The organism is Oleidesulfovibrio alaskensis DSM 16109, from assembly GCF_000482745.1.
Lineage (GTDB): Bacteria > Desulfobacterota > Desulfovibrionia > Desulfovibrionales > Desulfovibrionaceae > Oleidesulfovibrio > Oleidesulfovibrio alaskensis.
This window is the reverse complement of the sequence record NZ_AXWQ01000004.1, coordinates 70578-94583: the sequence shown is the minus strand read 5'-3', so window position 1 is coordinate 94583 and position 24006 is coordinate 70578. Positions and strand designations below refer to the sequence as shown.

20 protein-coding genes are annotated in these 24006 nt (G+C 55.8%); 15 read left to right on the top strand and 5 right to left on the bottom strand.

The annotated features are described in order from the left end of the window. Positions 1-26: 26 nt before the first annotated feature. The gene (locus tag H586_RS0100475) at positions 27-458 is read right to left on the bottom strand and encodes an ACT domain-containing protein (RefSeq protein ID WP_011367989.1); all 432 of its coding nucleotides are present in this window, start codon (positions 456-458) and stop codon (positions 27-29) included. Between the two features lie 193 nt (positions 459-651). Here H586_RS0100475 and H586_RS0100470 point away from each other — a divergent pair, with 193 nt between their 5' ends. Together H586_RS0100470 and H586_RS0100465 are read left to right on the top strand one after the other, a co-directional pair. Next, on the top strand, positions 652-1710 hold the full coding sequence (locus tag H586_RS0100470; RefSeq protein WP_011367988.1) for an FAD-dependent oxidoreductase: 1059 nt from the start codon (positions 652-654) through the stop codon (positions 1708-1710). A gap of 26 nt (positions 1711-1736) precedes the next feature. Beyond that, on the top strand, positions 1737-2243 hold the full coding sequence (locus tag H586_RS0100465; RefSeq protein ID WP_027181116.1) for a 4Fe-4S dicluster domain-containing protein: 507 nt from the start codon (positions 1737-1739) through the stop codon (positions 2241-2243). Positions 2244-2331: 88 nt separating this feature from the next. Here the strand turns inward: H586_RS0100465 and H586_RS0100460 are convergent, their stop codons facing one another. Both H586_RS0100460 and H586_RS0100450 read right to left on the bottom strand, forming a co-directional pair. After that, a complete protein-coding gene (locus tag H586_RS0100460; RefSeq protein WP_011367986.1) occupies positions 2332-3633 on the bottom strand; it encodes a phenylacetate--CoA ligase family protein in 1302 nt (433 codons plus the stop codon). A 266-nt stretch (positions 3634-3899) separates the two neighbouring features. Continuing rightward, positions 3900-5006: a tRNA nucleotidyltransferase/poly(A) polymerase-related protein gene (locus H586_RS0100450; RefSeq protein WP_081701733.1), complete on the bottom strand. Its 1107-nt coding sequence runs from the start codon at positions 5004-5006 to the stop codon at positions 3900-3902. Between the two features lie 71 nt (positions 5007-5077). Here H586_RS0100450 and H586_RS0100445 point away from each other — a divergent pair, with 71 nt between their 5' ends. The 3 genes from H586_RS0100445 (at position 5078) to H586_RS0100435 (ending at position 13564) form a co-directional block, all read left to right on the top strand. Further along, the gene (locus tag H586_RS0100445; protein ID WP_027181113.1) at positions 5078-5977 is read left to right on the top strand and encodes a biotin--[acetyl-CoA-carboxylase] ligase; all 900 of its coding nucleotides are present in this window, start codon (positions 5078-5080) and stop codon (positions 5975-5977) included. 92 nt (positions 5978-6069) lie between these two features. After that, positions 6070-9786, top strand: coding sequence for a pyruvate carboxylase (locus tag H586_RS0100440; RefSeq protein ID WP_027181112.1), 3717 nt, complete (start codon positions 6070-6072; stop codon positions 9784-9786). Between the two features lie 193 nt (positions 9787-9979). Further along, positions 9980-13564, top strand: a complete 3585-nt coding sequence (locus H586_RS0100435; protein WP_011367982.1) for a PEP/pyruvate-binding domain-containing protein — start codon at positions 9980-9982, stop codon at positions 13562-13564. Positions 13565-13830: 266 nt separating this feature from the next. On the opposite strand, the gene H586_RS0100430 is transcribed toward H586_RS0100435, so the two are convergent. Further along, positions 13831-15138, bottom strand: a complete 1308-nt coding sequence (locus H586_RS0100430; protein WP_027181111.1) for a M23 family metallopeptidase — start codon at positions 15136-15138, stop codon at positions 13831-13833. Positions 15139-15221: 83 nt separating this feature from the next. Continuing rightward, positions 15222-15650 (bottom strand): CBS domain-containing protein, encoded by a 429-nt coding sequence (locus H586_RS0100425; protein WP_011367980.1) that lies wholly within the window; start codon positions 15648-15650, stop codon positions 15222-15224. 194 nt (positions 15651-15844) lie between these two features. Between H586_RS0100425 and H586_RS0100420 the strand changes: the two genes are divergently transcribed. The 10 genes from H586_RS0100420 (at position 15845) to tsaD (ending at position 23856) form a co-directional block, all read left to right on the top strand. Beyond that, complete coding sequence (locus H586_RS0100420; protein ID WP_027181110.1) at positions 15845-16486, top strand: protein-L-isoaspartate(D-aspartate) O-methyltransferase; 642 nt, start codon at positions 15845-15847, stop codon at positions 16484-16486. A 9-nt stretch (positions 16487-16495) separates the two neighbouring features. Further along, entirely contained in the window at positions 16496-17083 is a 588-nt protein-coding gene (locus H586_RS0100415) for a YqaA family protein (RefSeq protein WP_011367978.1), read from the top strand. A gap of 79 nt (positions 17084-17162) precedes the next feature. Beyond that, on the top strand, positions 17163-18059 hold the full coding sequence (locus H586_RS0100410) for an Mrp/NBP35 family ATP-binding protein (protein ID WP_011367977.1): 897 nt from the start codon (positions 17163-17165) through the stop codon (positions 18057-18059). A gap of 122 nt (positions 18060-18181) precedes the next feature. Then, positions 18182-18733 carry a CDP-diacylglycerol--glycerol-3-phosphate 3-phosphatidyltransferase gene (gene pgsA, locus H586_RS0100405; RefSeq protein ID WP_011367976.1) on the top strand — a complete coding sequence of 184 codons (552 nt, stop codon included), beginning with the start codon at positions 18182-18184 and terminating at the stop codon, positions 18731-18733. Between the two features lie 60 nt (positions 18734-18793). Next, positions 18794-19066, top strand: coding sequence for a hypothetical protein (locus H586_RS0100400; RefSeq protein WP_011367975.1), 273 nt, complete (start codon positions 18794-18796; stop codon positions 19064-19066). 2 nt (positions 19067-19068) lie between these two features. Next, a complete protein-coding gene (locus tag H586_RS0100395; protein ID WP_011367974.1) occupies positions 19069-19395 on the top strand; it encodes an FtsB family cell division protein in 327 nt (108 codons plus the stop codon). Beyond that, positions 19379-20323: a tetratricopeptide repeat protein gene (locus tag H586_RS0100390; protein ID WP_027181109.1), complete on the top strand. Its 945-nt coding sequence runs from the start codon at positions 19379-19381 to the stop codon at positions 20321-20323. The genes H586_RS0100395 and H586_RS0100390 overlap by 17 nt, the downstream gene beginning before the upstream one ends. 43 nt (positions 20324-20366) lie before the next feature. Continuing rightward, complete coding sequence (locus tag H586_RS19795) at positions 20367-21632, top strand: SPOR domain-containing protein (protein ID WP_155891326.1); 1266 nt, start codon at positions 20367-20369, stop codon at positions 21630-21632. A gap of 25 nt (positions 21633-21657) precedes the next feature. Beyond that, positions 21658-22674, top strand: a complete 1017-nt coding sequence (gene fbp / locus H586_RS0100380) for a class 1 fructose-bisphosphatase (RefSeq protein ID WP_027181108.1) — start codon at positions 21658-21660, stop codon at positions 22672-22674. Positions 22675-22752: 78 nt separating this feature from the next. Beyond that, entirely contained in the window at positions 22753-23856 is a 1104-nt protein-coding gene (gene tsaD, locus H586_RS0100375; RefSeq protein ID WP_027181107.1) for a tRNA (adenosine(37)-N6)-threonylcarbamoyltransferase complex transferase subunit TsaD, read from the top strand. The last annotated feature ends 150 nt before the right edge of the window (positions 23857-24006 follow it).

Sequence of the window (24006 nt, the reverse complement as noted above, 5' to 3'; positions counted from 1 at the left end):
GTTGATGATGCGTGTGCTCGTCGGTGTTACCCGTTGTACAGTTTGTCACCGGGAATGACGGTAAAGCCTTTGCCGGTAAGCACTTCAATGGCCTGATCGGTTCTGTCGAACCGGAAAATGAGCACGGCGTTGGTGCCGCCGGGCTGTACATAGGCATACATGTATTCCACATTGACCTTGCTGTCGGAAAGGGTCTGCAGAATATCGTTGAGCCCGCCGGGCTGGTCAGGAACCTCCACAGCGACAACTGTGGTGCGGCCCACGGTGAAGCCTTTGTCTTTCAGTACCTGTTTGGCTTTCTCGTGGTCGGCCACAATCATGCGCAGGATGCCGAAGTCCGAGGTGTCTGCCAGTGACAGCGCACGCAGGTTGATGTTTGCGTCGGCAAGAGCGTTTGTCACTTCGGCCAGACGGCCTGCCTTGTTTTCGAGAAAAACAGAGATCTGTTCGACTTTCATGGCTGGTCAGTCCCGTTTGAGTTGTATGTCATAAACGCACAGGGGCGTCCTCTTCTCTTTTCATTTCAGTATCATTCCCCTTCGCCGATGACAAGAGCACACGGCGCGGGGTTGCGCATGCCCGCTGCTTGGATATACTGTATGGCCGATCAGTCGTTTTGACCCATGATAAACGGCGCAGTACGGAGAATTTATGTCCAATCCCATGAATTTTGCTTTTTTAAGAAAATCCCCGCTACCGCCCAACGGCCGCAAAGTGGGCATTATAGGTGCAGGCCCCTCCGGACTTGCCGCCTGCGGATATCTGGCCTGTCTGGGATACGAGGTTGTGGTGTACGATAAACTGCCGCAACCCGGAGGATTGATGGTGTTCGGCATTCCCAGAAAGCGTATTCCGCCTGAACGTATCCGGGCAGGTGTGCGGCGCATGGAACGGCAGTTCGGAGTTGTGTTCCGCACAAAGACAAAAATATGCTGCAGTGCTCCGTTGCATGAAGAGGAAGGCGATCACTTTTCCTGTGATATCCGCGGCCTCGGCGAGCTTGTGGAAGAGCATGATGCGGTCATGATCTGTACCGGTTCATGGAAGTCCCGAAAGCTCGGTATTCCCGGGGAAAATCTGGCGGGAGTGCATTCCGGCCTTGAGTTTTTGTTTCCCATCAGGGCGGCAAAATATGCCTCGCCCAATGTCACCATGCCCGATGTGCGCGGAAAGCGCGTGGCTGTGGTCGGTGCCGGTCATTCCGCCGTTGACGTGGTGGACAGTGCCCATGCGCTTGGTGCCGCCAAAATATACATGATATACAGACGGACAGCCCGCGAGGCCCCCTGCGGCAGTTTCGAGATTGACCGCATCTGCGAGATGGGCGCCGAATGGCTTGAGCGGCGCACACCGCTGCGGGTGGAAGGTGAATGCGGCGTGCAGCGGCTGGAGCTTGCCAACGGTATGACCGGCGAGGCGGAGCATCTGGATGTGGACATGCTTATAACTGCCATCGGTGAAATTCCCACTCCTCCCTTTCAGCAGGAACTGGGGCTAGAAAACGTACGCAAAGGCGAAGTGCGCTGGCTTCATATGACCAGTATAGAGAACGTGTTTGTCGCCGGAGATGTGCTGACAGGCCCCAGCAAGATAGGCAAGGCTGTCTACAGCGGTTTGCGGGCTTCGCGATCACTGACCAACTGGCTTGACCTGAAGGCGCAGAACCGCGAGGGCGAATACAGATACGACGAGGACAGAATTGTCCCCTAGCCAGCATAGCCCGGAGGCTCAATGTAATGTCCTGTGAAGGGAAAACTCTTTTTATTGATTACAGCCGCTGTATCGGCTGTGAAAGTTGCGAGGCTGTCTGTAAATTTTTGTACGATACGCCGCGCATAGCCATGACTCGTACAGTTGAAGGCATCATGGTTCCTCTGTACTGCAAGCACTGCGAACAGGCACATTGCATGAAAGTGTGCAACCGCGGGGCGCTGATGCGTGACAGAGACGGAGCCGTTGTGCTGCAGCCGCTGCTGTGCCGCGGGTGCGAAACCCGCAACTGTATTCTGGCGTGTCCGTATGCCGCTTTTTTTGCCACTGATCTCGGTGTCACGGTGCAAAAATGTGACCTGTGTGCTTCCAGACGGGATGTGGGGCTTGAGCCTGCCTGTGTGGAAATGTGCCCGTGCGAGGCCATCATGCTGGTTGACAGGGACACTGTTCCTGACATGGAGACTGAAGAGTCACGCCGGGCTTATGAACGGGTCATGGCCCATATCCGGCCGCCGGCCAGAAAAAAATGACCGTGTTGTCCGTTTACCGGCTGCTGTCATGCGGCCATAAAAAAGGGAAGCAGATGCTTCCCTTTTTTATGGCCGAGCTGCCGGAATGTTATTCGTTGCGCAGGTCGAGAACCCGTTTGGCTTTGCCTTCCGAACGCTGGATCGAGCGGGGGTCCACAAGGCGTACCCTGGCTGTGACGCCGAGGAATTCCTTGATGGTTTTCTGAATGCGGCTTTCAAGCCGCTGGAGGTTTTTGATTTCGTCCGAAAACAGATTTTCCGAAACTTCAACATGCACTTCCATGATATCCAGATTGCCATCCCGTTTGACAACTATCTGATAGTGCGGAGAGGCTCCTTCAGTTTCCAGCAGAATGGACTCGATCTGCGAGGGGAATACATTGACCCCGCGGATAATCAGCATGTCGTCGCTGCGGCCCATGACACGCTTCATACGTACATGGGTTCTGCCGCAGCAGCATGGGGTGTAATTCAGCATGCTGATGTCACGTGTGCGGTAACGGATAAGCGGAATGCCTTCTTTGGTCAGCGTGGTGATGACCAGTTCGCCCTGCTGTCCGGCGGGCAGCTGTTCGCCCGTGACGGGGTCTATTATCTCAGGCAGGAAGTGGTCTTCCCATATGTGCATGCCGTCTTTGGCGTCTTCACATTCCATGGAGACTCCCGGCCCCATGATTTCTGACAGACCGTATATGTTGACGGCCGAGATGCCCATTTTCTGTTCGATGTCGTGGCGCATTTCATCGGTCCACGGCTCTGCGCCGAAAATACCGATGCGCAGCGGCAGTTCGCGCATGTCGATGCCGGCTTCCAGCGCGGCTTCGTACAGATACAGGCTGTACGAAGGGGTACAGCAGATGGCTGTGGCCCCGAAATCGCGCAGCAGAACCACCTGCCTTTTGGTGTTGCCGCCGGATACCGGAATGACCGTTGCGCCGAGCTTTTCGGCACCGTAATGCGCTCCCAGCCCGCCCGTGAACAGGCCGTAACCGTATGCGTTATGGATCAGGTCGCGGCTGGAAAGTCCGCCCGCGGTGAAGCTGCGTGCCATCATTTCAGCCCAGTTGTTGAGATCGCGCGCGGTATAGCCCACTACAGTGGCTTTGCCTGTGGTGCCGCTGGAGGCGTGCAGGCGCACGATGTGCTCCTTTGGCACGGCAAACAGGCCGTAAGGATAGTTGTTGCGTAGGTCCTGCTTCTCGGTAAACGGCAGATACTTGAGGTCGGAAAGGCTTTTGATGTCCGCAGGGGTTATTCCCGCTTCGTCAAACTTGCGTCTGTAATGGGGCACATTCGCATAAACCCGTTCACAAAGGTTTTTCAGACGCCTCACCTGAAGAGCTTCAAGCTCTTCCCGCGGCAGTGTTTCGCGGTCCACATCATAAATCATGCCGTTGTCTCCCTCTGGCGCTTTCCAGAAAATTAATATGTCTACCGAGATATAGCAGGATGCCCGTACTGAAACGGACGTAAACTGTTTGTCTGCACCAAAGCAGGGCGGCGGTCAAGCAGGATGGGCCGTGCGGTGCGCGTGACACTGGGAAAAAGAAGGGGCATCTTTTCAGCCGGCTTTTCTGCGGACCGGTACCTGCCGTTTGGGGTATGGCTGTCTTTGGCTGCGTACGGAGGCGGCATTGCGCCGGGGCAGCACTCTGTTCAACGGCTCTGCAGTGCCTCGCAGCGCATGCGGTGCAGCAGGCGTCCCGATTCGGGCCCCCGTCCCTGCTGGTCCGGGGGCAGTTTTACCCGCAGCAGGATATCGAGTTCTTCCGCTGCCGGTCTGCGAAAGTCACTGCCGGTGACAGCTAGGATGAAGGTAAAGAAATCATCGAGTAATGCGGCGAGATGCAGCCGCATGAGCAGCGAAACACGGCTTTCAGCCTTAAGTGCGGGGTAATGCATGCCTTCTTTGTGGCATGAAGCGGCCACCTCGGCAGCGCGTACAAAGGAATTCGGGGCCTTGATGCGCATGGCGAATCTGCGGGCTGCCGGAGCTGCCGCATGGTGCTGCGGCTGTTTCCGCACCGGCGTTGGGGCTGCGGCGGGTAACGGACTTTGCGTTGCGCCTGTGTTCAAATCGTGGCACAGAGCCATCCATACAGCCATGGGCACGCCTGCCGCTCTGTCCATGATATCTGCCGTACGGTGCAGCGCGGCTGCATCCTCTTCAGCAGGGGCGAACTCCTGCAGCCATGCGGTCAGGCAGTCAGCCTCGTTGAGTGTCCGCAGAAAGTTGCCGGGCCGTGCACTGTGCAGTACTTTGTGAATTTCGCTGCCGATACGTTCCGGAGCTGCATCCATTATTTTGCCGGAACCGGCTTCTGTACGCATGGCGCGCTTCAGGTCTGCGGAAATGTGAAAACCGGGCAGGGCGGCTGTGAACCTTGCGGCTCTGAACAGCCGTACCGGATCGTCCGCAAGGGCATGAGATGAAGCGGGCGACAGTCTGTGCAGTGCCAGATCCCGCAGGGCTTCAGGATGGGCAAACAGTCTGCCGTCGGCGTCAAGCGCCATGGCATTGACGGTGAAGTCGCGCGAAGCCAGATCCTCATGTATGGTCTTTCCGCGCATGGGGGCGAATTCCAGCCCGTTGTAGATGGCTATGGAAAACTGTGTACCGGCCCTGCGGGCTGTTTTATGCCGCAGCAGAAACTCTTCAAGCGACCCGGAAAATACATAATCGTATTCGCGGGGAGTTCTGCCCAGCAGCATGTCGCGGACCGCACCGCCTACAAGGAATGTCTGCATAGGTTCCGGTACCATATATCGCCGCGGCACAAAAGGGCCGCGGCGTTGCGCGCAGGGTGTTTTTTCCGTGTATGAATGAGGTGGTAATGTCCTTTCCCGTGTACATTCTTTCAAAGCTGCAGGGCTGCAGCATGCGTCCTCTTGCCCCTGAGGCCCTCGGGGGAGCGCATGCCCTCTGGCAGCGTGACGTGCGGCTTTTGCCCGCTTTTGAGCCGTGCCGCAATGAAGTTTATGAAGGATATGCCACCAGCGGTGGCCCCGGTTGCGGTGCGGTTTTCATCTGCGACGGAGTGGGGTCTTCACTGGATGCCGCTCATGCGTTGCACGCTGCCGGAGAACTGCCGGTGTGGACAAGTGTGCTTGCAGTTTCGCAGCAGTTAGGAAGAGGCCAGATGCGCCGTCAGTGGGTGTCGCCGGCAGGCAACATATATGCTGCGCTGCGTTTTCCCGCCGCTTCAAACTATCCTGATTCGCTTTCTTCGCTGGTTGCGGGCTATGTGTTTGCCAGAGCGTTTGAAATGTGCGGTATTGATGTGCGCATGAAGTGGCCCAATGATCTGCTGCTGGACGACTGCAAAATGGCAGGAATTCTGCTGGAAGATCGCAACGGTGCGCTGCTTGTGGGAATAGGTATAAATGTAGCGCACTTTCCCCGGGCAGACTGCCTGCGTGAGGGGGCTGCGGTGCCCGCCTGCGGATTGGCTGCAAGGGGTTTCGATTTCGCGCCTTTTGAATTGTGGCGACAGCTTGTCGACCGTGCTTTTTTTTGCTACCGTAATGAGGTTCTTCGCTTCAGTGAAGATGGCTTGATCAGTCGCTTGGAAGCGTATCTTGCCTGGGTAGGCCGTGTTGTGATGATACACGGGAGTGATTTAGGGAGCTGTCCGGGCAGGTTAATGGGCTTGAGCCATGATGGAGCGTTGCGCGTACTCCTGTCCGGTCGGGAGCAGGTCCTCCACTCCTGCAGTCTTTCCCCTATATCATGACACCGTCGTGCCTGAATGAAACTCTAGTGATCGTTGTAACCCCGGTCGTCTATGCAATGGGCTCCGGTTGTTTTGTTGAGTACGAGGAGTGAATGGCTATCAAGACGTTCAATCAGGTTTTGGAAGAGGTGAAAGGCAAGCCTATTCTGGTTGCCAACCGGGGGATTCCCGCCCGGCGTATCTGCCGTTCTATCCGCGAACGCTTTGATGCGGTCGCCGTGATGACGGCAACCGATATCGACAAGACCTCTCCGGCCGCTTCCGCAGCGCAGGAGCTTCTGCTGCTCGGATCCGATCCCAGAGCATATCTCGATATTGACAGAATCATCAGACTGGCCAAGCAGCGGGGCATCATCGCGATTCATCCGGGCTGGGGATTTTCTTCCGAAGATCCGCGGTTTCCTTCCCGTTGTGCCGAGGCAGGACTGCTGTATATCGGCTCTACGGCAGAGGCCATGAATCTGCTCGGGAACAAGGTGCAGGTGCGCAGGCTGGCAAAACAGCTCGGCATTCCTGTTGTTCCCGGTTCGGAAGGCGCCGTTGATGTGCCCACCGGCAGAAAAATAGCTGAAGAAATCGGCTTTCCCGTCATGCTCAAGGCCGAAGGCGGCGGCGGCGGACGTGGCATATTCCTCATCAAGTCGCAGGATGAGCTTGAAGACGCTTTTGTGAAAGCGTCGACCATGGCTCAGGCTTCGTTCGGCAACCCCCGGCTGTATGTGGAAAAATACCTGCCTTCTGTACGGCATATCGAAATTCAGGTTATCGCCGACATGCACGGCAATGTGTTCGCCTTTGACGAACGCGACTGCACGGTGCAGCGTAATCACCAGAAGCTTATCGAAATCACTCCTTCTCCGTGGAAGGGCATCACTCCTGAGCTGCGTGCAAGGCTGAAAGACTACTCGCGTCAGCTTGTGCAGGAAGTAGGCTATTACTCGCTGTGCACGGTGGAGTTTCTGGTTACAGACGACGGTACTCCGTATCTTATCGAGGTGAACACCCGCCTGCAGGTGGAGCACGGAATCACCGAATGCCGGTACGGCATCGATCTGGTGGAAGAGCAGATTGCTGTCGCCTTCGGTGCGCAGCTGCGTCTTAAAGAAGACGACATGGTTCCCACGCAGCATGCCATACAGGTGCGCATCAACTGCGAGTCCCCCCAGAACGACTTTGCGCCCAACGCGGGGCTGGTCACGCGGTATGTGTCACCGGGCGGTCCCGGCATCCGTCTGGACTCCAACCTTTCCGCCGGATACGAATTCCCCTCGAACTATGATTCTGCCGGTTCACTGCTCATCGCATACGGCAAAGGGTGGGAAAAAGCTCTTGCTACCCTTAACCGGGCACTGCGTGAGTATGTTGTGGGCGGCATCAAGACGACGATTCCGTTTTTCAAGCAGATTGTGAAGCATCCCAAGTTTCTTGATGCGGATTTTGATACCAATTTCATTGCCCGCACGCCTGAACTCATGTGTTATACCGATCTGGAGCCGGAAGCCGAACGTCTGGCCCGTCTGGTGGCCGAAATTTCGGCCAAGGGATATAACCCGCATGTGAAGCTTGATGAGTACCGCACCCGCGAGACTCCGCGCATGCCTGATTTCAGGCCTGTGCTGCCCGAAATTACATCCAGAGTGCGCAAGGCAGCTTCGCCGTATCCTGTGGGAGACAGAGCAGCTCTGCTGGATATGGTCAGAGACTCAGGTTATGTGCATTTTACCGACACCACAGCCCGTGACATAACGCAGTCCAACAGCGGCAACCGGTTCCGTCTTGCGGAAGATGCGCTCATCGGGCCGTATCTTGACAACTGTAATTTCTTCTCGCTTGAAAACGGCGGGGGGGCACACTTCCATGTGGCCATGCTGGCCAACATGACCTATCCGTTTACCGAAGCGGCGCACTGGAATCAGTTTGCCCCCAAAACGGCCAAGCAGATTCTTATCCGCTCGACAAACATTCTGGGGTACAAGCCGCAGCCGCGCAATCTCATGCGTCTGACCGGAGAGATGATCTGTGACCACTACCAGATTATCCGGTGTTTTGACTTCCTGAACCATGTCGACAACATGCGTCCGTTTGCGGAAGTGGCTCTCAACCGTTCCGGCGTGGTTTTCGAACCTGCCATATCTCTTTCCTGGGCCAGAGGCTTCGATGTTCCGCATTATCTGCAGGTGACGGAAGCCATTTTGCGCATGGTGGCGGACGTGGCGGGGGTAAGCTCTGCCAAGGCTTCTTCCATGATCATTCTTGGACTGAAGGACATGGCCGGCGTTTGCCCGCCGCGTTTCATGACGGAGCTTGTCACGGCTCTGCGCAAGGCGTGGCCTCAGCTTGTGCTGCATTATCACCGCCACTTTACGGACGGGCTTTTCGTTCCTGCCGTAGGTGCTGCTGCCAAGGCAGGCGCGCATATCGTCGATACGGCCATAGGCGCTTCCGTCCGCTGGTACGGTCAGGGTGAGGTGCTGTCCACGGCTGCTTATATTGAAGACGAACTGGGGCTTAAGACCAATCTCAATAAAGAGATGATCCGCAGCTGCAATTTTGTTCTCAAGCAGATCATGCCCTATTATGACCGCTACACGGCGCCCTATTTTCAGGGTATCGACTACGATGTGGTGGAACACGCCATGCCCGGCGGCGCCACTTCCTCTTCTCAGGAAGGCGCCATGAAGCAGGGCTACATCCATCTGCTGCCGTATATGCTCAAGTTCCTTGCCGGAACCCGGAAAATAGTGCGGTATCATGATGTGACACCCGGCTCGCAGATTACGTGGAACACGGCGTTTCTGGCGGTAACCAGCGCCTACAAGCGCGGCGGCGAGCAGGAAGTGCGCTACCTTCTGGAAGTGCTGGACAACGTGACACGTCACAGCGAAGCGGATCTCTCCTCGGAAATGAAAGAAGCCCGTCTTGCCCTGTATCAGGACAGCAATGATGCTTTCCGTGATTTGCTGATGGGCAAATACGGTAAGCTGCCGCTGGGCTTTCCCGCTGACTGGGTGTATCAGAGCGCCTTTGGCAACGAGTGGCAGCGTGCTGTGAACTGCCGCACCGAAACTTCTCCGCTGGAGTTTGTGGAAGACATGGATCTTGCCGCTGAAGAGCGGGGGTTTGTGGATATTATCCGCCGCAAGCCCACGGATGAAGAGTTCGTCATGTATCTGAACCATCCGGGCGATGCCGTGGCGACCATTCAGCTGCGTCAGCAGTTCGGCGATCCTAACAATCTGCCGCTGCATGTCTGGTTTGAAGGGATTGAACCGGGCAGAGAGCTGAACTTTACCGACTCGCACGGAAAGCCTCACCAGATGACCATTCTCAGCATTTCACTGCCGGATGAAAGCGGCATGAGCGTTGTGCGCTATGTGCTTGATTCGGAAATCATGAGTGTGGACATTCAGGTGGCCGAACCCCATGCCGATGATGTACAGGGGCTGGAAAAGGCCGACCCCGCCAATGCCTATCATGTGGCTGCGCCTTCCAACGGCGACCTGTGGGTGATGTATGTGCACCCCGGCGACTATGTGAAAAAGGGTGAGGAACTGTTCAATATTTCCATCATGAAGCAGGAAAAGGCCGTGCTTGCTCCTGTGGATGGTATGGTCAGGCGTGTGCTGAGGACCGCCGACTATAAGGAAAACAAGCAGATGGTACCTGTAAAAGGAGGCGAGCTGATTGTCGAGCTGGGGCCTGTTCCCACGTTGTGTCCCAATGAAAAATGCCGTCATCCCATCACCATAGAGGGTGTCGGTTTTTGTCCCTATTGCGGCGACAAGCTTGACTGTGCGTGCAAAGCCTAGGCTTTTGCGTCGCCTCATTGACTGGCAGAGTACCAGCGTATAATGCAGATAAGGTATGGAAAACCGTTCGGCCCGGGCCGGCGGTTTTCCGCCTTTCAATACGCGTGACCGGGATTTGACTCGAGGTATGCCCAGCCGCAGAAAAAACTATGTGGCAGGCTGGGTGTTTTCATCCCCCATAGGAGGAGAGACAATGGCCAAAGCTCAGGCAGACAAGCCCAAGGCTGAAGTGAAAAGCCAGAAGGCTAAAGCTGAGACCACTGCCCTGACTAACAAGCTGGTGCTGACAGGCGCCGAGATTACCGCCATAGGTGAAGATGCAGAATTGCTTGTGGGCGGGAAAAACTACAACACCGCCATCATCAGTCAGGTGGAAGGCGTCCGGAGCCCACAGTTCCGTGCCATTTCTTCCGTGGCTTTTCATAAGTTGCTGGATGAAACCAAGGTAAACGCGTCTTTGGTTCGCAGTGTTCTGGATAAAGAGTACAACAGCATCGACTGGAATGACACCGAGATCAACCGGGATCCGGAGTTCCTCAAGAAGTTCGTTCGTAATCTGGCCAATGAAATCCGCCAGAAAGCGGCCGCTTCCGGTGCGCAGAACATGCTCAAGACCCGAACCTTCATCAATAACGTGGTGGAAGGTTTCGCAACTTCCCCCGAGGGGATTGACCAGCTGCGCAAGCGTTCTTTGCTTGTTCAGGCTGCCATTTTATCTGTTGATCTGCCCGAGGCAGTGGCGGCCTGTGTGCGTGAAGCATACAACGCCATCTGCAAGGAAGCAGGCGTGGAGAATGTGGCAGTGGCCGTGCGTTCTTCGGCTGCGGGTGAAGATTCGCGCAAAAAAGCTTTTGCCGGTCTGCAGGACACCTATCTGAATATTGTCGGTGAAAGTCAGGCCGTTGACGCTTATCACTGGGACTGTGCCTCTGCATACAACCTGCGCAGCATGACATACCGCCGCGAGGCCATTCTTGATGCCATGGCCCGTGCAGAAGCGACCGGCGACGAATCCATAGCTGCAACGGCCAAGGAAGAGTGGGCAATTGAAAACACCTCTCTTTCCGTATGCATCATGCGTATGGTCAACCCTGTCATTTCCGGTACCGCCTTCAGTGCCGACACCGCCACAGGGTGCCGCGGAACCGCGCGCAAAGATCTGGTGTCCATCGATGCCAGCTACGGTCTGGGCGAGGCTGTTGTGGGCGGCATGGTCACTCCCGACAAGTTTTATGTGTTTCAGCGGGGTGACGGGCAGGAAGTTGTCATCCGCCAGATGGGCTGCAAGGACAAAAAAATCGTCAATGACGAGAAGGGCGGAACCAAGATGGTTTCCGTACCTGAAAACGAAGCCTTCCGCTGGTCGCTTTCTCTTGCTCAGGCAGAAGCCGTGGCCAAGGGCGTGCGTGGTATCAGCATAGCCTACGGCGGCATGATCATGGACACGGAATTCTGCATCGACAGTTCCGACCGTCTGTGGTTTGTGCAGGCCCGTCCTGAAACCCGCTGGAATGAAGAGTTCGAAAAGCACCCGCACACCATTTTCATGCGCCGGCTTGAAGTGAATGAAAAGGCTGCCAACAACGCCGAAGTCATTCTGGAAGGCAACGGTGCATCCCGCGGTGCAGGGCAGGGAACGGTCAAATATCTGCGTTCCGCTCTGGAACTGAACAAAATCAACAAGGGTGACCTGCTGGCTGCAGAACGTACCGACCCCGATATGGTGCCGGGTATGCGCATCGCCTCGGCCATTCTGGCCGACGTGGGCGGCGATACCAGCCACGCGGCCATTACCTCGCGCGAACTGGGCATTCCTGCCGTTATCGGTATTCAGCGCCTTGAGATTCTCCGCTCTCTTGACGGTCAGGAAGTGACCGTCGACGGTACTCGCGGCAAAGTATACCGTGGTATGCTTCCGCTCGAAGAAGTAGGCGGAGAGATGGATGTCAGCACGCTGCCTGCCACAAAGGCCAAGGTCGGCCTTATTCTTGCCGACGTGGGACAGGCCATGTTCCTTTCCCGTCTGCGCGACGTGGCCGGATTTGAAGTTGGCCTGCTGCGTGCCGAATTCATGCTGGGTAACATCAGTGTTCACCCTCAGGCGCTGGAAGCGTACGACAACGGCGAGCTGGACATCGTTGTTGCCGCCAAGCTGAAAGAACTGGAAGCTCGCCTTACCAAAGTGCTGCGTGATCAGTTGGGGGCCGGTCTCATAGGGCTTGATCTCAAGCTGCGTGAATACGTAGGCGTACTGACTGGACTGGCGGCAGAAATTCAGCAGCTGACCGAACGTGAGAACGTGCGCGGCACGGAAGAAGTGCTTGCCATGCACCGGCGCATGCGCGAACTCGACCACAAGCTTGATGAGCATGTGGAGCTTGCCACCCGCCGTCTGGATGTGCTGAAAACATCTGTGGATGTTGAAGACCATATCCGCGTTGTCATGGGATATGATGACGAACTGGCTCTGCTGGTCGGCAAAGAACCTGATACCGTCAAGCGTCGTGCCGAAATTGAAGGCACCGTAAAGAGCATGGCGGAGAAGGTGGCGGATGCAGCCATGGTCAAGGACGTGCTGACACGCATCAAGGCCCTGCGTCTTGAAGTGGCTCAAAAGAGCGGCCTGCTGAAAGAAATGGAAGAAGTGCGGACTGTTCCTTCAAAAATCCGCGATCTTATCCGTTCCCGCGGCTTCCGTACCGGCAAGGAACACTATGTTCAGACGCTGGCACAGGGGCTGGCGCTGTTTGCCATGGCGTTCCACGGTAAGGAAATCATCTACCGTACCACTGACTTTAAATCCAACGAATACCGGAACCTGCTGGGCGGTTCATTGTTCGAGCATGTGGAAGATAACCCCATGCTCGGATTCCGCGGTGTTTCGCGTAATCTGCACGACTGGGAAATTGAGGCATTCAAGCTGGCCCGCGGAGTCTTCGGCGGTACCAACCTGATGATCATGCTGCCTTTTGTGCGTACTCTTGAAGAAGCGCGCTCCATGCGCCGCTATCTTGAACAGGTGCACAAGCTGAAGAGCGGTGTGGACGGACTTAAGATCATTCTTATGTCCGAAATTCCCAGCAACGCCATCATGGCCAAGCAGTTCATTCAGGAATTTGACGGATTTTCCATCGGTTCCAACGATATGACCCAGATGGTGCTTGCCACGGACCGTGACAACGCCCGCCTCGGACATATCTACGACGAAGAAGATCCGGCTGTGGTGTGGGCTATTCTGGTCACCATATTCACCGGGCAGAAATACGGCAAAAAGGTCGGTTTCTGCGGGCAGGGCGTTTCCAACAGCAAGATTCTGCGCGGTATCGTAGCCGTGGCAGGTATCACCTCTGCCTCGGTTGTTCCTGACACCTACTTCCAGACCAAACACGACATGGCTGCGGTGGAGGCTGAAAACATCCCCACCAGCAAGCTGGGTGACTGGCTGCGCAGGCAGTATCTTGCCACCCTGCGCCAGTTGCTGGAAGAGAACGGCTATGGTCATATTCTTAAAAAGTACAAGAACGCCGAAGACCTTATGGAATGGTACGACGGTGAGTTGCGCAGGCTGCACGAACAGCTGCGTGAAAGCATAGAGACACCTAAAGAGAAGTTCTACAGGCAGGAGCTTGAAAACTTCCGTGCTGTTTTCCACAAGCCGGTTATCTACGCATCGTGGGACTGGAACGCCACAGTCACTGATGCCATGCATCAGGCTGGTTTCGCTTCTTTTGAAGAGCAGGCCAGGGCGCTTGAAGAACAGCGTAAAAAACAGTGGTAACACTGGGCTGACAGAATACAGCGGGGCTGCCTTACGGCAGCCCTTTTTTTGTTCCGGCGGAATATCACCGGATGCTGCTAGTCCGGCAACTCGCCAGAGGGTTACGCCTCCGGCCTGCGGGGTCCGCAGCTGTATGCATACAGGTTGTGCTCTGCCACTGTTTAGATGCTGCAGGGCATTATGCATGGACCGGTCCGGCGACCGGCAAAAAGAAAGGCCGCCCGGAGGCGGCCTTTTTGTCTGGCTTATGTCTTGCTGAAGCAGGCTCAGCGTTCGAGCCTGTCCGTGATGTTATGTTTGATCCAGCGGGGATCGAGCCATTCCAGCGGCTGAACCGGCAGCCCTGAAAGTATGACACCGAAGTGCAGATGGTCACCGCCTGCCATGCCGGTAGTGCCGGTAAGTCCCAGAATATCGCCGCGCTGTACCGTGTCGCCGTCTTTCACGTGGATTTCTGAAAGGTGGGCATACAGTGTCTGCAGGCCCAGCCCGTGGTCCACCACAACGCACAGTCCGTAAATGCCCATGTCGTCGGCAAAGACAACCGTTCCGTTGTTGGCGGCAGGAATGGGTGCCCGTGCGATGGAGGCCATGTCCAGTCCCAGATGGTACTGGTCGTCTACCTGCTGACCGTTGTAGATGTAGGCGCGGTGATCGGCGAATCCCGCTCTGTTGCTGGCGTTGGGCAGGTTGAGGAACCGGCCGGACCACAGCATGGCCGGAGACGTCTTGCGGCCAATGCTCAGCAGGGCAGCTCTGTTGGCTTTTCGCAAGTCTCTGTTCACTTTGAGAAAACGCTCAAGAGAAGACATCTGTCCCGGGAACTCATCGGTGAAGTCCTGCATCTTGTTATCAAGGAAGGAATCGGGCAGCCGGATGGTATCCTCTTTGAACGCCACATGCAGCGGCTTTACTGCCAGTGATATGGATGTGACGTTGCCGGCCTCGTCCTCTGCGGTTACACGCGGAGCATAGGTGTTTGTGTCTTCATAGAACGGAAAAGCAAAGAAGCACAGATACGAGCCATCGGCCTGTCTGTAGCCGGGAAAGAAGAGGTCATTCACGGTAACGCCGGTCTGCCTGACGTCTTCATTGACGGTATAGGCAATACAGGCGGAACCGCCGCGGCGCACGTAGGGCGGCAAGGTGGTTACACTGATGCGCGGGGGCTGGCTGTCGAGCCGCAGCGTGAACGAGCGGGTGGATGTATTGCCTTTGCCGAAGGCGGCAAAGGATGAGTCGGTGGCTTTGACAATAAGCTCCACCGTTCCTTCACCCATTTCCTCGGCTTTTTCCAGGCTGAACTCTTCCGTGCGCGAGACAAGTTTGTCCGCCCACTGCTGGTCCAGCGCGATAAATTCACGGCTGTTTTTCTTTACGCGCACACTCAGCGCTTTCACGCCGCTGTTGGTGTCTTTTGCGGTCAGCTTAAAGACAGTCCGCGGAGATATGCGGCCTTCAGCGGGGGTCAGGGATATCTGCGGACCTTGCTGGTCGCGGAACAACAGAAAACCCAGAACGACAAGACCGCCCACGATAGCCAGAAGCGCGGTGGACAGCAGGAATTTTTTCATAGAAATCTGACTCCAGTGCAATGCAATGGCCGCCCGCATGGCGAGCGGCCGGTCTCTGATACAAAAAGGCAGACGCGTCGCGCCTACACGGTTTCTACAGCGTCCAGAAGGCTGATGGTCAGCTTGAGAAAATCAGCTTCCGTCACAATACCCACAAGAATGCCGCTTTCCACAACGGGCAGGCACCCGTATTTGTGTCGGAAAAGCATTTCCGCGGCATCACGCAGCCGCATGTCGGGGGGGACTCTGCGGACATCCGTGCGCATGATCTCACTGACGGGAATGCCGGAGTCTATTTCGTCCTGTACAGAGTTCTCCACTTCTGCAAAGCGGGAAATAGTGGCCTCGAGTATGTCCCTGTGTGTCAGCAGGCCTATGAACCGTCCGTGCTCATCCACGATGGGGATGTGCCGGATACGGGCCAGCTGCATGAGCGAGCGGGCGGTTTTGAGGGTATCTGTTTCCAGCAGGGTGAACAGCTCCGTAGTCATCAGGTCACCGACATTAAGCATGGACGCCTCCCGGACTTGTTTCGTGGAAGTTTCGCATACTCTGGCCGGATGTCAAGACGGGAAGCGCTTCATGTGCGGGATGTTTATCCTGCACCAAGGTTGACTTAGAGGCGAAAATCTGATTTCCAACCGAAGCCCCGCCTGTTATTGTCGGCGGCACAGGCCACAACGGGCTCGAAGGAAAGCCACACGCTATGATTGATAAAAGGCGCAGCAGAGAACGTATGGTGCGCGAGCAGCTAACAGCGAGGGGAATAACAGACCCCGCCGTGCTGGCCGCCATGCGCAAGATACCCAGACATCTTTTTGTTCAGGAGGCTCTGCAGGCGCAGGCCTATGAGGACCATCCGCTTCCCATAGGCTATGGTCAGACCATCTCGCAGCCGTTCATCGTGGCGCTGATGTCACAGATTCTGCGAGTCACTCCGGGAATGCGTGTGCTTGAAATAGGGACAGGGTCCGGCTATCAGGCGGCCGTGCTGGCTGAAATGGGAGCCGAAGTCTATACCGTGGAAAGAATTGCGGGACTGCAGGCCCATGCACGCGGCCTGCTGCGCAGGCTGGGATACGCCAGAATACGGACAAAGCTGGATGACGGCACCATGGGCTGGCCGCTGGCAGCACCTTTTGACAGAATCATCGTCACGGCCGGAGGGCCCGGCATTCCCGAGCCGCTGGCGGAACAGCTGGCAGACCCCGGCACCATGGCCATACCTGTGGGCGCTTCGCGGCGCGAACAGGAGCTTTTTTTGATGCATAAGAACGACGGCGCATTGTCGTATGAAAATTATGGCAAGGTGGCCTTTGTGGACCTTGTCGGCAACCACGGATGGTAGGACGGCGCAATGAGCTTTTTCAAACCTATGCTTGACCGTCTGTGGCGCATGGCCGACAGCGCCGGGGCCACCCGTGTGCTTGCTATCGTTTCCTTTACCGAGTCTGTTTTTTTCCCCGTTCCCCCCGATTTGCTGCTTATCCCCATGGCGCTTGCACGGCGTGACAAAGCCTTCCGCCTTGCTTTTATCTGTCTTGTCTCCTCTCTGCTGGGCGGTATTGTCGGATATTTTCTCGGGTATTATTTTATGGAAGTGGCAGGCATGCCTATTGTCCGCTTTTACGGACTGCTTGATAAATATGATGCCATCAGAGTCTGGTACGAGACTTATGATGCGTGGGCTGTGGCCATAGCGGGACTCACACCTGTGCCCTATAAGGTATGTACGCTTACCGCCGGAGCCTTCCGCATTGATTTCATGGTGTTTATCATCGCTTCCGTGCTAAGTCGCGGCCTTCGCTTTTTTGCCATTGCCGGTCTGATTTATCTTTTCGGTGAACGGGTGCGTTTTTTCCTCGAAAAGCGTTTTGATCTGGTGCTGATTGTTTTTACGATACTCGGTATAGCCGGATTTTTTGCAATCAGATATCTGAAGTGATTTGCTGCCCCTGCCAAAGCGGGGTTGTCTGCCGGCTGGGAGTTGTGCCCCACCGGTCCATTTGTAAGGAGTGTGAGCCATGTCGTCATGTAAAAGCCGTCCCGACAGTGTGAAGGACGGCGATATCGCCAAAAACGCCTTCGGGGTTTCCCAGCAGGAATTGAATATCCAGTCCGTGCTGCAGCGTATCCGGTACAAGCTCTTTGTGATGAGCGGCAAAGGCGGAGTAGGAAAAAGCTCCGTTACAGTCAATACCGCGGCTGCTCTGGCAGCCAAAGGGTTCAAAGTGGGAATTCTGGATGTGGATATCCACGGTCCCAGTGTGCCCAATCTGCTGGGTATCAAATCGGGACTGGAAGTGGACGAGAAGACCCGCCGCATCTGTCCCGCCCCCTACAGCGAGAATCTTTTTGTGGTTTCCATGGACTCTCTGCTGCGTGACAAGGATTCCGCGGTTCTGTGGCGCGGCCCCAAAAAAACAGCAGCCATCCGCCAGTTTGTTTCCGATGTGGAGTGGGGAGAACTCGACTTTCTGCTTATTGATTCGCCTCCCGGCACCGGCGACGAGCATATGACCGTGCTCAAGACGATTCCCGACGCTCTCTGTGTGGTGGTGACCACCCCGCAGGAGGTTTCACTGGCTGATGTGCGCAAGGCCATCAACTTTTTGCAGTACGCCCAGTCCAATGTTCTCGGCATAGTCGAAAACATGAGCGGACTGGTCTGTCCTCATTGCGGCGGAGAGATTTCTCTGTTCAAAAAGGGCGGGGGCAAGGCGCTTGCAGAACGTTACGGCTTGCCCTTTCTCGGGGCTGTGCCGCTGGACCCTGCCACAGTGGTGGCCGCTGATGTGGGCCGGCCGGTGGTGCTGCTGGAAGAAGATTCCCACGCCAAGAAGGGATTTCTGGATCTGGCAGAGAACATCGTGCACGCCTGTGAGAACAGCCTGGAAGTCATAGCCAGTGTTCATGCCTGATAATGCGGGGCCTTCCGGCCCCGCTGTTTTATGCCGCCCGCTGCGGGTCGCCAGTTCTGTTTTTTTGCTGTATAGCTTTTTTGTGCCAATATATTGTAATGTGACATGGGGGTCAGTTTCCGATGCTTACCTTGGCAAATAAAATCACGCTGTTCCGTATTGTCATTGTGCCCCTGATTGTTGTTTTTCTGTATTTTCCCGGTCGGATAACCTGTCTGCTGGCCATGCTGGGTTTCATACTTGCCGCGCTTTCAGACATGGTGGACGGGCACATTGCAAGACGCTCCAACACGGTGACCAGCTTTGGTAAATTTCTTGATCCGCTGGCGGACAAGCTGCTTATCAGTTCGGTACTTGTCATGCTGTCCGCGCTGGGCTGGGTGCCTGCATGGGTTGTTATTGTCATTATCTGCCGCGAGCTTATGGTTACAGGGCTGCGCGCCATTGCCGCAGACGAAGGCGTGGTCATTGCCGCCGATAAATTCGGCAAGATGAAAACCGTGCTTCAGATGCTGGCTTTGACCCCGCTGCTTCTGCATTACCCGTGGTTCGGATTCGACCCTAACCCCGCGGGACAGTTTCTGCTTTACATGGCGTTGATTCTCACGGTATTTTCTGGTGGAAACTACCTGTATGCGTTTTATAAAAACTGGCGCACGGCGGATGCCGGTTAATAGCCGGCAGGCGCGGTTTTCCGCGTTGTTCAGAGGCTGCAGGTTCTCAGGAGAGTGATCGTGCAGGAACATGACGAATTGCAGAGCCGCTTGCGGAACTGTTTGCAGACCATTCTGGAACTGGAACCTGATCTTGAGGATCTTGAAATCGGGCACGATCTCATGAAAGAACTCAATATGCTGAAGACGTTCATGAAAAAGCTCGATAGCGTTGATCTTGAAGAGGATGATGTGCTGCGCATTGAAAAAGCCACAGCCAATTTTCTGAAAGAACTGGAAGGGCCCTTGTCTCTGTACCGGAAACAGCAGGCTGCCCGCCACTATCTGCAGTAACCATGCTCTGGCGCCATATTGCTCTGGGCGGTTCTTTGCTGTTCAATATGATAATGCTGTATACGCTTATCTGGGGAACGCAAGGCGTGATTGCCTATAATGATTTGAAATCGCAGTACAAACGGTTGCAGGCGCAGATTGCTTCGCTTGATAACCGCAACATCGCCCTGAGCAGAGAAATCCGTTTATTACAGTCTGACGGCCGGTATATTGAAAAGATGGTCCGAAAAAGAATGAACTTTGTCCGCGAAGACGAAATTCTGTATATCTTTTCCGGAAAGGCGTCACAGGGAACTTTGGGAGCGGCTCCGGATGAACGAGAAGATTAAGTGGTATCGTGAAGTTCTTGAGCTTGAGCCAAGCTCTAAAGTGTTTTTTCCCCTTGCCAGGCTGTTTTCGGATAACGGACAGCCCGCGGAAGCAGTTGAAACGCTGCGGCAGGGGCTGGAGCGGCATCCGGAGCATCTTGAAGCGCGGATGCTGCTTATCGAGTGTCTTGACACACTCGGACGCGAACTTGAAGCAGATGACGAAGCTGAAGCGCTGAGTGACAGACTGCGCAGATACCCCCAGTTCTGGCAGGCATGGGGCCGTACGCTGGCGGCTCAGCCGGACTCGCGCGATGCTTCGCTGGCTCTTGATTTTCTTGCTGCCTCATTCGGCGACACACCTGTTTCGTGGGCTGCTGTCATCGAACAGGGGCTTCGTTCGCTGGGGACCTGCCCCGGCGGTGCCGGAGATGATGAACCTGCTGTTTACCCCCCCGCGCATGCTGCCGCACCCCCGGTGCATCAGGATGATGCCGCTGAGGCGGCAGGTGGCGGGCTGGAGCAGGAATGCGGCACTGAAGCTGTGGCTGCCGCAACGGATAATACTCAGATAAGTCCGGCTGCGCCGGAGGCTGTGCCGTCCGGCGGAGTCACATACAAAGCTGACATAATTTCAGAGGCTCAGGCCGACGAGGACGATGACATCCCTGATGAACCGTTGTCGCTGCGCACGCGCTCCATGGCTGAAGTGCTGGCACAGCAGGGGGATATCAAGGGGGCCATGGAAATCCTTGATGAGCTGCTTGCAGGTACGGCAGACAGCGAAGTGCGCCGCGATATCATGGCCAGAAAAGATTCTCTGGCGCTTGCCGGTTCAGCAGGCGCTGTCAAAGAAGAAGGGGCGGAACAGCCCCTGCACTCAAAGCACAAGCTGCTGACCATGCTGGAAACCCTTGCGGAACGCCTAGAGGCCCGCGCTGCCGGCTAAGTCAGGCGCTTTCGTTTTTATCTATTTATATCAGGAGAGTTACGTGATTCGCTTTGGGCGACTCTTTTTATTGGTCATGCTGCTTGCGGCCTTAACCGGTTGCAAACAGGATGCAAAGAATTACTGGAAGGATACCCGTAAGCTGTACCGGACGTATGTAAATACACCCGCTGCGCTGGACACGGATCAGGAACTGGACGTCATGCCTGTGGAATCCAAGATAGCCACGGTTTTCACGGCAATGGACGAGCAGCTGGAGCAGATGCGCCGTGTGCTGGAAAATCAGGACACTTTTCCTTCTGACGAATGGGTTGCCGGTTTTCTGGAGCGTTTCCCGTGGGTGAGCGGTGTCGCCGTGGTTGATGCTGACGGCAATGTGCTGTTGCGCCAGCCCGAGCTTGAGCTGAAGGCATACAATTATGCGCCGTTGCTTGAAAAAGATGAAAATGCCCCTGAACGCGCAATGCGGGGGTATGCCGAAGCCAATCCCGTCGGACCGGAGTTTTATCTGGCCAATCCTGTTTTTTCGGGGCGCGAGGTCAAAGGGTTGCTGGTGGCACACTTTGACATACGCAATCTGCTGGCGTACAGCCCGAGCCCCGGCGACATTGTTCTTGTTTCCCGTGACGCGGTGCTGTGGCCCGGTAAATATGTGTACGACCAGACGCCGCTTGCCGCTGTCGACTGGTCGGCAGCGCTGAAAAGCGATGTGACGGGCGAAGCGGAAGACGAACGCGGACATTTTTTGTGGATAGCCCGCTATCTGGGCGGAGTGCCTCTGGTGTATGCCGCTTCTGTGGATTCTTACCCGGAAGACCCCGCCGCCATGGCGGCGCTTGCCGCATGGTTTGAAACTCGCGAAGCCTTGCGGAACGGGCCTGCGGCAGCACAGACCGAGGTTGATTCTTCTGCCATGGCTGCGCGCGCGCAGACTGTTGCTCCCGCTGCTGAAGACCTGCCGTCGGATGAACTGCCGTCAGGCAGTGTGATGCCGGGGCTGCATGAAGAGCCTGCTCCTGCACCTCCTACGACAGATTATGTTTACTCTGTGCAGATCGGAGCATTTATCAACGGGAACTATGCTGCCGAACGTGTGGCACTGCTTCGTGACGCCGGTTTCGATCCCTGTACGATGAAGCTGTACGATAAAGATGGTCAGCTCTGGAACATCGTGCAGATAGGGGATTACCGTGACTCCGCTGATGCATGGAACAGAGTGCGTGATTTTGTGAAAGCCGGAACCGGCTTTGATTACAATATAGAGATTCTTGATGCCGGTGTTGTCAGCCGACGCAAGCAATGTCCCTAATACGGTGAACTGATAAGGAGACATAATGCGACAGGTTACCGTGACTGAACATCTGCTGCTGCACCAGACTAAATCGCCTGCTGCAACGGGGCAGTTTACAGCACTGCTGTACGATCTGATTCTGGCTGCCAAAATTATATCCAAGAGTGTGAATAAAGCCGGTCTGCTCGACGTGCTTGGCGGCACCGGACAGGTAAACGTGCAGGGTGAACACGTCCAGAAGCTTGATGAATATGCCAACAGAGTGCTCATTCACAGGATGGAACGCACCGGTGTGCTGTGCGCCATGGCTTCTGAAGAAAATGCAGATCTCATCAGAGTGCCCGAACGGTTTGAGGCCGGAGATTACATTCTGATTTTTGATCCCCTTGACGGTTCTTCCAATATTGATGTCAACATCAACGTGGGGACGATTTTTTCCATCCTCAAGCGCAAGCCGGGAGCGTCGGGAAGTAAAGACGTGACCTTGGGCGATGTATTGCAGAGCGGGGTGGAGCAGGTTGCCGCAGGGTATTTCCTGTACGGCCCTTCTACCATGCTGGTGTATTCTTCGGGGCAGGGCGTGCACGGATTTACGCTGGACCCCAGTGTCGGCGAGTTCCTGCTGTCCCATCCCGATATCCGCTACCCCGAGCAGGGCAGAATTTATTCGGTGAACGAATCGTACTGGCACTACTGGGATGAACCCACCCGCGAGGTGGTCAATTATTTCAAAGGGCCGGACAATCCTCTGGGCAAGCCGTATTCGCTGCGCTATGTCGGCTCGTTGGTTGCTGATTTTCACCGCAACCTGTTTTATGGCGGTATCTTTATGTATCCCATGGACTACCGGCTTCCCGAAAAGCCTCAGGGCAAGCTGCGTCTGATGTGCGAAGCTTCGCCGCTGGCTTTTCTGGCTGAGCAGGCAGGAGGTCGTGCCACAGACGGTACAAAGCGCATTCTCGATATCGTACCCGGAGAACTGCATCAGCGGGTGCCGCTCTTTATCGGGTCGGCGGGTGATGTTGATGCAGTGGAAGCAATTTACCGGCGTCACTCCTGAGGTGCCGGAGCAAGGTGATTCAATGGCCGGCTGTCCTGCTTCCGGGGCTGCCGGCTTCATTTCTGTGCGGTGGGGCGTATGCGTTGTTTAGGTATTGAATCAAGCTGTGACGAGACTGCTCTGGCCATAGTGGACGACGGCCGTCTGGTCGATGCTGTGATGTCCACACAGGCGGAACTGCATGCGCTTTTTGGCGGGGTTGTGCCTGAACTGGCCTCGCGCGAGCATTACCGGTTGATTGGGCGCATGTTTGATTCGCTTATGCTCCGGTGCGGACTTGGCGTTCAGGATATTGATGTGATTTCTGTAGCCCGTGGGCCGGGTTTGCTGGGAAGCCTCCTCGTGGGGGTGGGGTTTGCCAAGGGGCTGGCATTGGCCGGAGGCCAGCGGCTGGTAGGTGTCAATCATCTGCATGCTCACCTGCTGGCTGCGGGGCTGGAGCACCGCCTTGTTTTTCCTGCTCTGGGAGTTCTTGTTTCCGGCGGGCACACCCATCTTTACCGGATTGATTCGCCTCGTAATTTCACGCTGGTGGGGCGCACTCTGGATGATGCCGCCGGTGAGGCCTTTGATAAAGTGGCAAAAATGCTCAATCTGCCGTATCCCGGCGGGCGCTTTATTGATGTATTGGGGCATATGGCTGACCCTGATGACAGCATGTTCCCGCGGCCCTACACCGATAATGACAATCTCGATTTCAGCTTCAGCGGCTTGAAGACAGCAGTTTCCACGTGGTTGAAAGCTCACGGTGGCACAGCGCTTGCGGCTCCGCCGGCGGAATCCGAGCTGCAGGCCATGCTGCAGAACAATGTGCTGCCGTCGGGTATGTCTGCAGATATGCCGCTTGTTTGCGCATCATTTAATGCGGCTGTGGCTGATACGTTGTACATTAAAACCCGCAGGGCGTTGCAGCGTCTGGGAGGGCGTGGGCAAATCCGGTCTGTGGTGGTCGCGGGCGGGGTGGCTGCAAACAGCCGTGTGCGTACTTCAATGCAACGTCTTGCCGCCGAAGAAGGCCTGCACTTGCATTTGCCGTCCCCTGCATTATGTACTGACAACGGGGCCATGATTGCCTACACGGGCTGGTTGCTGGCATCCGAAGGGCTTCATCATTCGCTCGAACTGGAAACTATGCCGAGAGGGCGTGTTATTCCGGATGATTACATTCATGATGCCCACTGATTCAAATGCGTCCCCAGGCAGCGTTCCCTTGACAGGTTCCGGTTGCCCTAATATCTCTTGTTGAATTGGCTTGTGACTCCTGACGGGAGTTGCATTTTAGCTATGAAGCGGCAGAAGCAGTCCGCTAAACGTTAATGAAAAGGAGCTTCC

Coding starts and splice junctions, on each gene's coding strand:
- H586_RS0100475 (WP_011367989.1), bottom strand. CDS start 458: ATGAAAGTCGAACAGATCTCTGTTTTTCTCGAAAACAAGGCAGGCCGT.
- H586_RS0100470 (WP_011367988.1), top strand. CDS start 652: ATGTCCAATCCCATGAATTTTGCTTTTTTAAGAAAATCCCCGCTACCG.
- H586_RS0100465 (WP_027181116.1), top strand. CDS start 1,737: ATGTCCTGTGAAGGGAAAACTCTTTTTATTGATTACAGCCGCTGTATC.
- H586_RS0100460 (WP_011367986.1), bottom strand. CDS start 3,633: ATGATTTATGATGTGGACCGCGAAACACTGCCGCGGGAAGAGCTTGAA.
- H586_RS0100450 (WP_081701733.1), bottom strand. CDS start 5,006: ATGGTACCGGAACCTATGCAGACATTCCTTGTAGGCGGTGCGGTCCGC.
- H586_RS0100445 (WP_027181113.1), top strand. CDS start 5,078: ATGTCCTTTCCCGTGTACATTCTTTCAAAGCTGCAGGGCTGCAGCATG.
- H586_RS0100440 (WP_027181112.1), top strand. CDS start 6,070: ATGGCTATCAAGACGTTCAATCAGGTTTTGGAAGAGGTGAAAGGCAAG.
- H586_RS0100435 (WP_011367982.1), top strand. CDS start 9,980: ATGGCCAAAGCTCAGGCAGACAAGCCCAAGGCTGAAGTGAAAAGCCAG.
- H586_RS0100430 (WP_027181111.1), bottom strand. CDS start 15,138: ATGAAAAAATTCCTGCTGTCCACCGCGCTTCTGGCTATCGTGGGCGGT.
- H586_RS0100425 (WP_011367980.1), bottom strand. CDS start 15,650: ATGCTTAATGTCGGTGACCTGATGACTACGGAGCTGTTCACCCTGCTG.
- H586_RS0100420 (WP_027181110.1), top strand. CDS start 15,845: ATGATTGATAAAAGGCGCAGCAGAGAACGTATGGTGCGCGAGCAGCTA.
- H586_RS0100415 (WP_011367978.1), top strand. CDS start 16,496: ATGAGCTTTTTCAAACCTATGCTTGACCGTCTGTGGCGCATGGCCGAC.
- H586_RS0100410 (WP_011367977.1), top strand. CDS start 17,163: ATGTCGTCATGTAAAAGCCGTCCCGACAGTGTGAAGGACGGCGATATC.
- pgsA (WP_011367976.1), top strand. CDS start 18,182: ATGCTTACCTTGGCAAATAAAATCACGCTGTTCCGTATTGTCATTGTG.
- H586_RS0100395 (WP_011367974.1), top strand. CDS start 19,069: ATGCTCTGGCGCCATATTGCTCTGGGCGGTTCTTTGCTGTTCAATATG.
- H586_RS0100390 (WP_027181109.1), top strand. CDS start 19,379: ATGAACGAGAAGATTAAGTGGTATCGTGAAGTTCTTGAGCTTGAGCCA.
- fbp (WP_027181108.1), top strand. CDS start 21,658: ATGCGACAGGTTACCGTGACTGAACATCTGCTGCTGCACCAGACTAAA.
- tsaD (WP_027181107.1), top strand. CDS start 22,753: ATGCGTTGTTTAGGTATTGAATCAAGCTGTGACGAGACTGCTCTGGCC.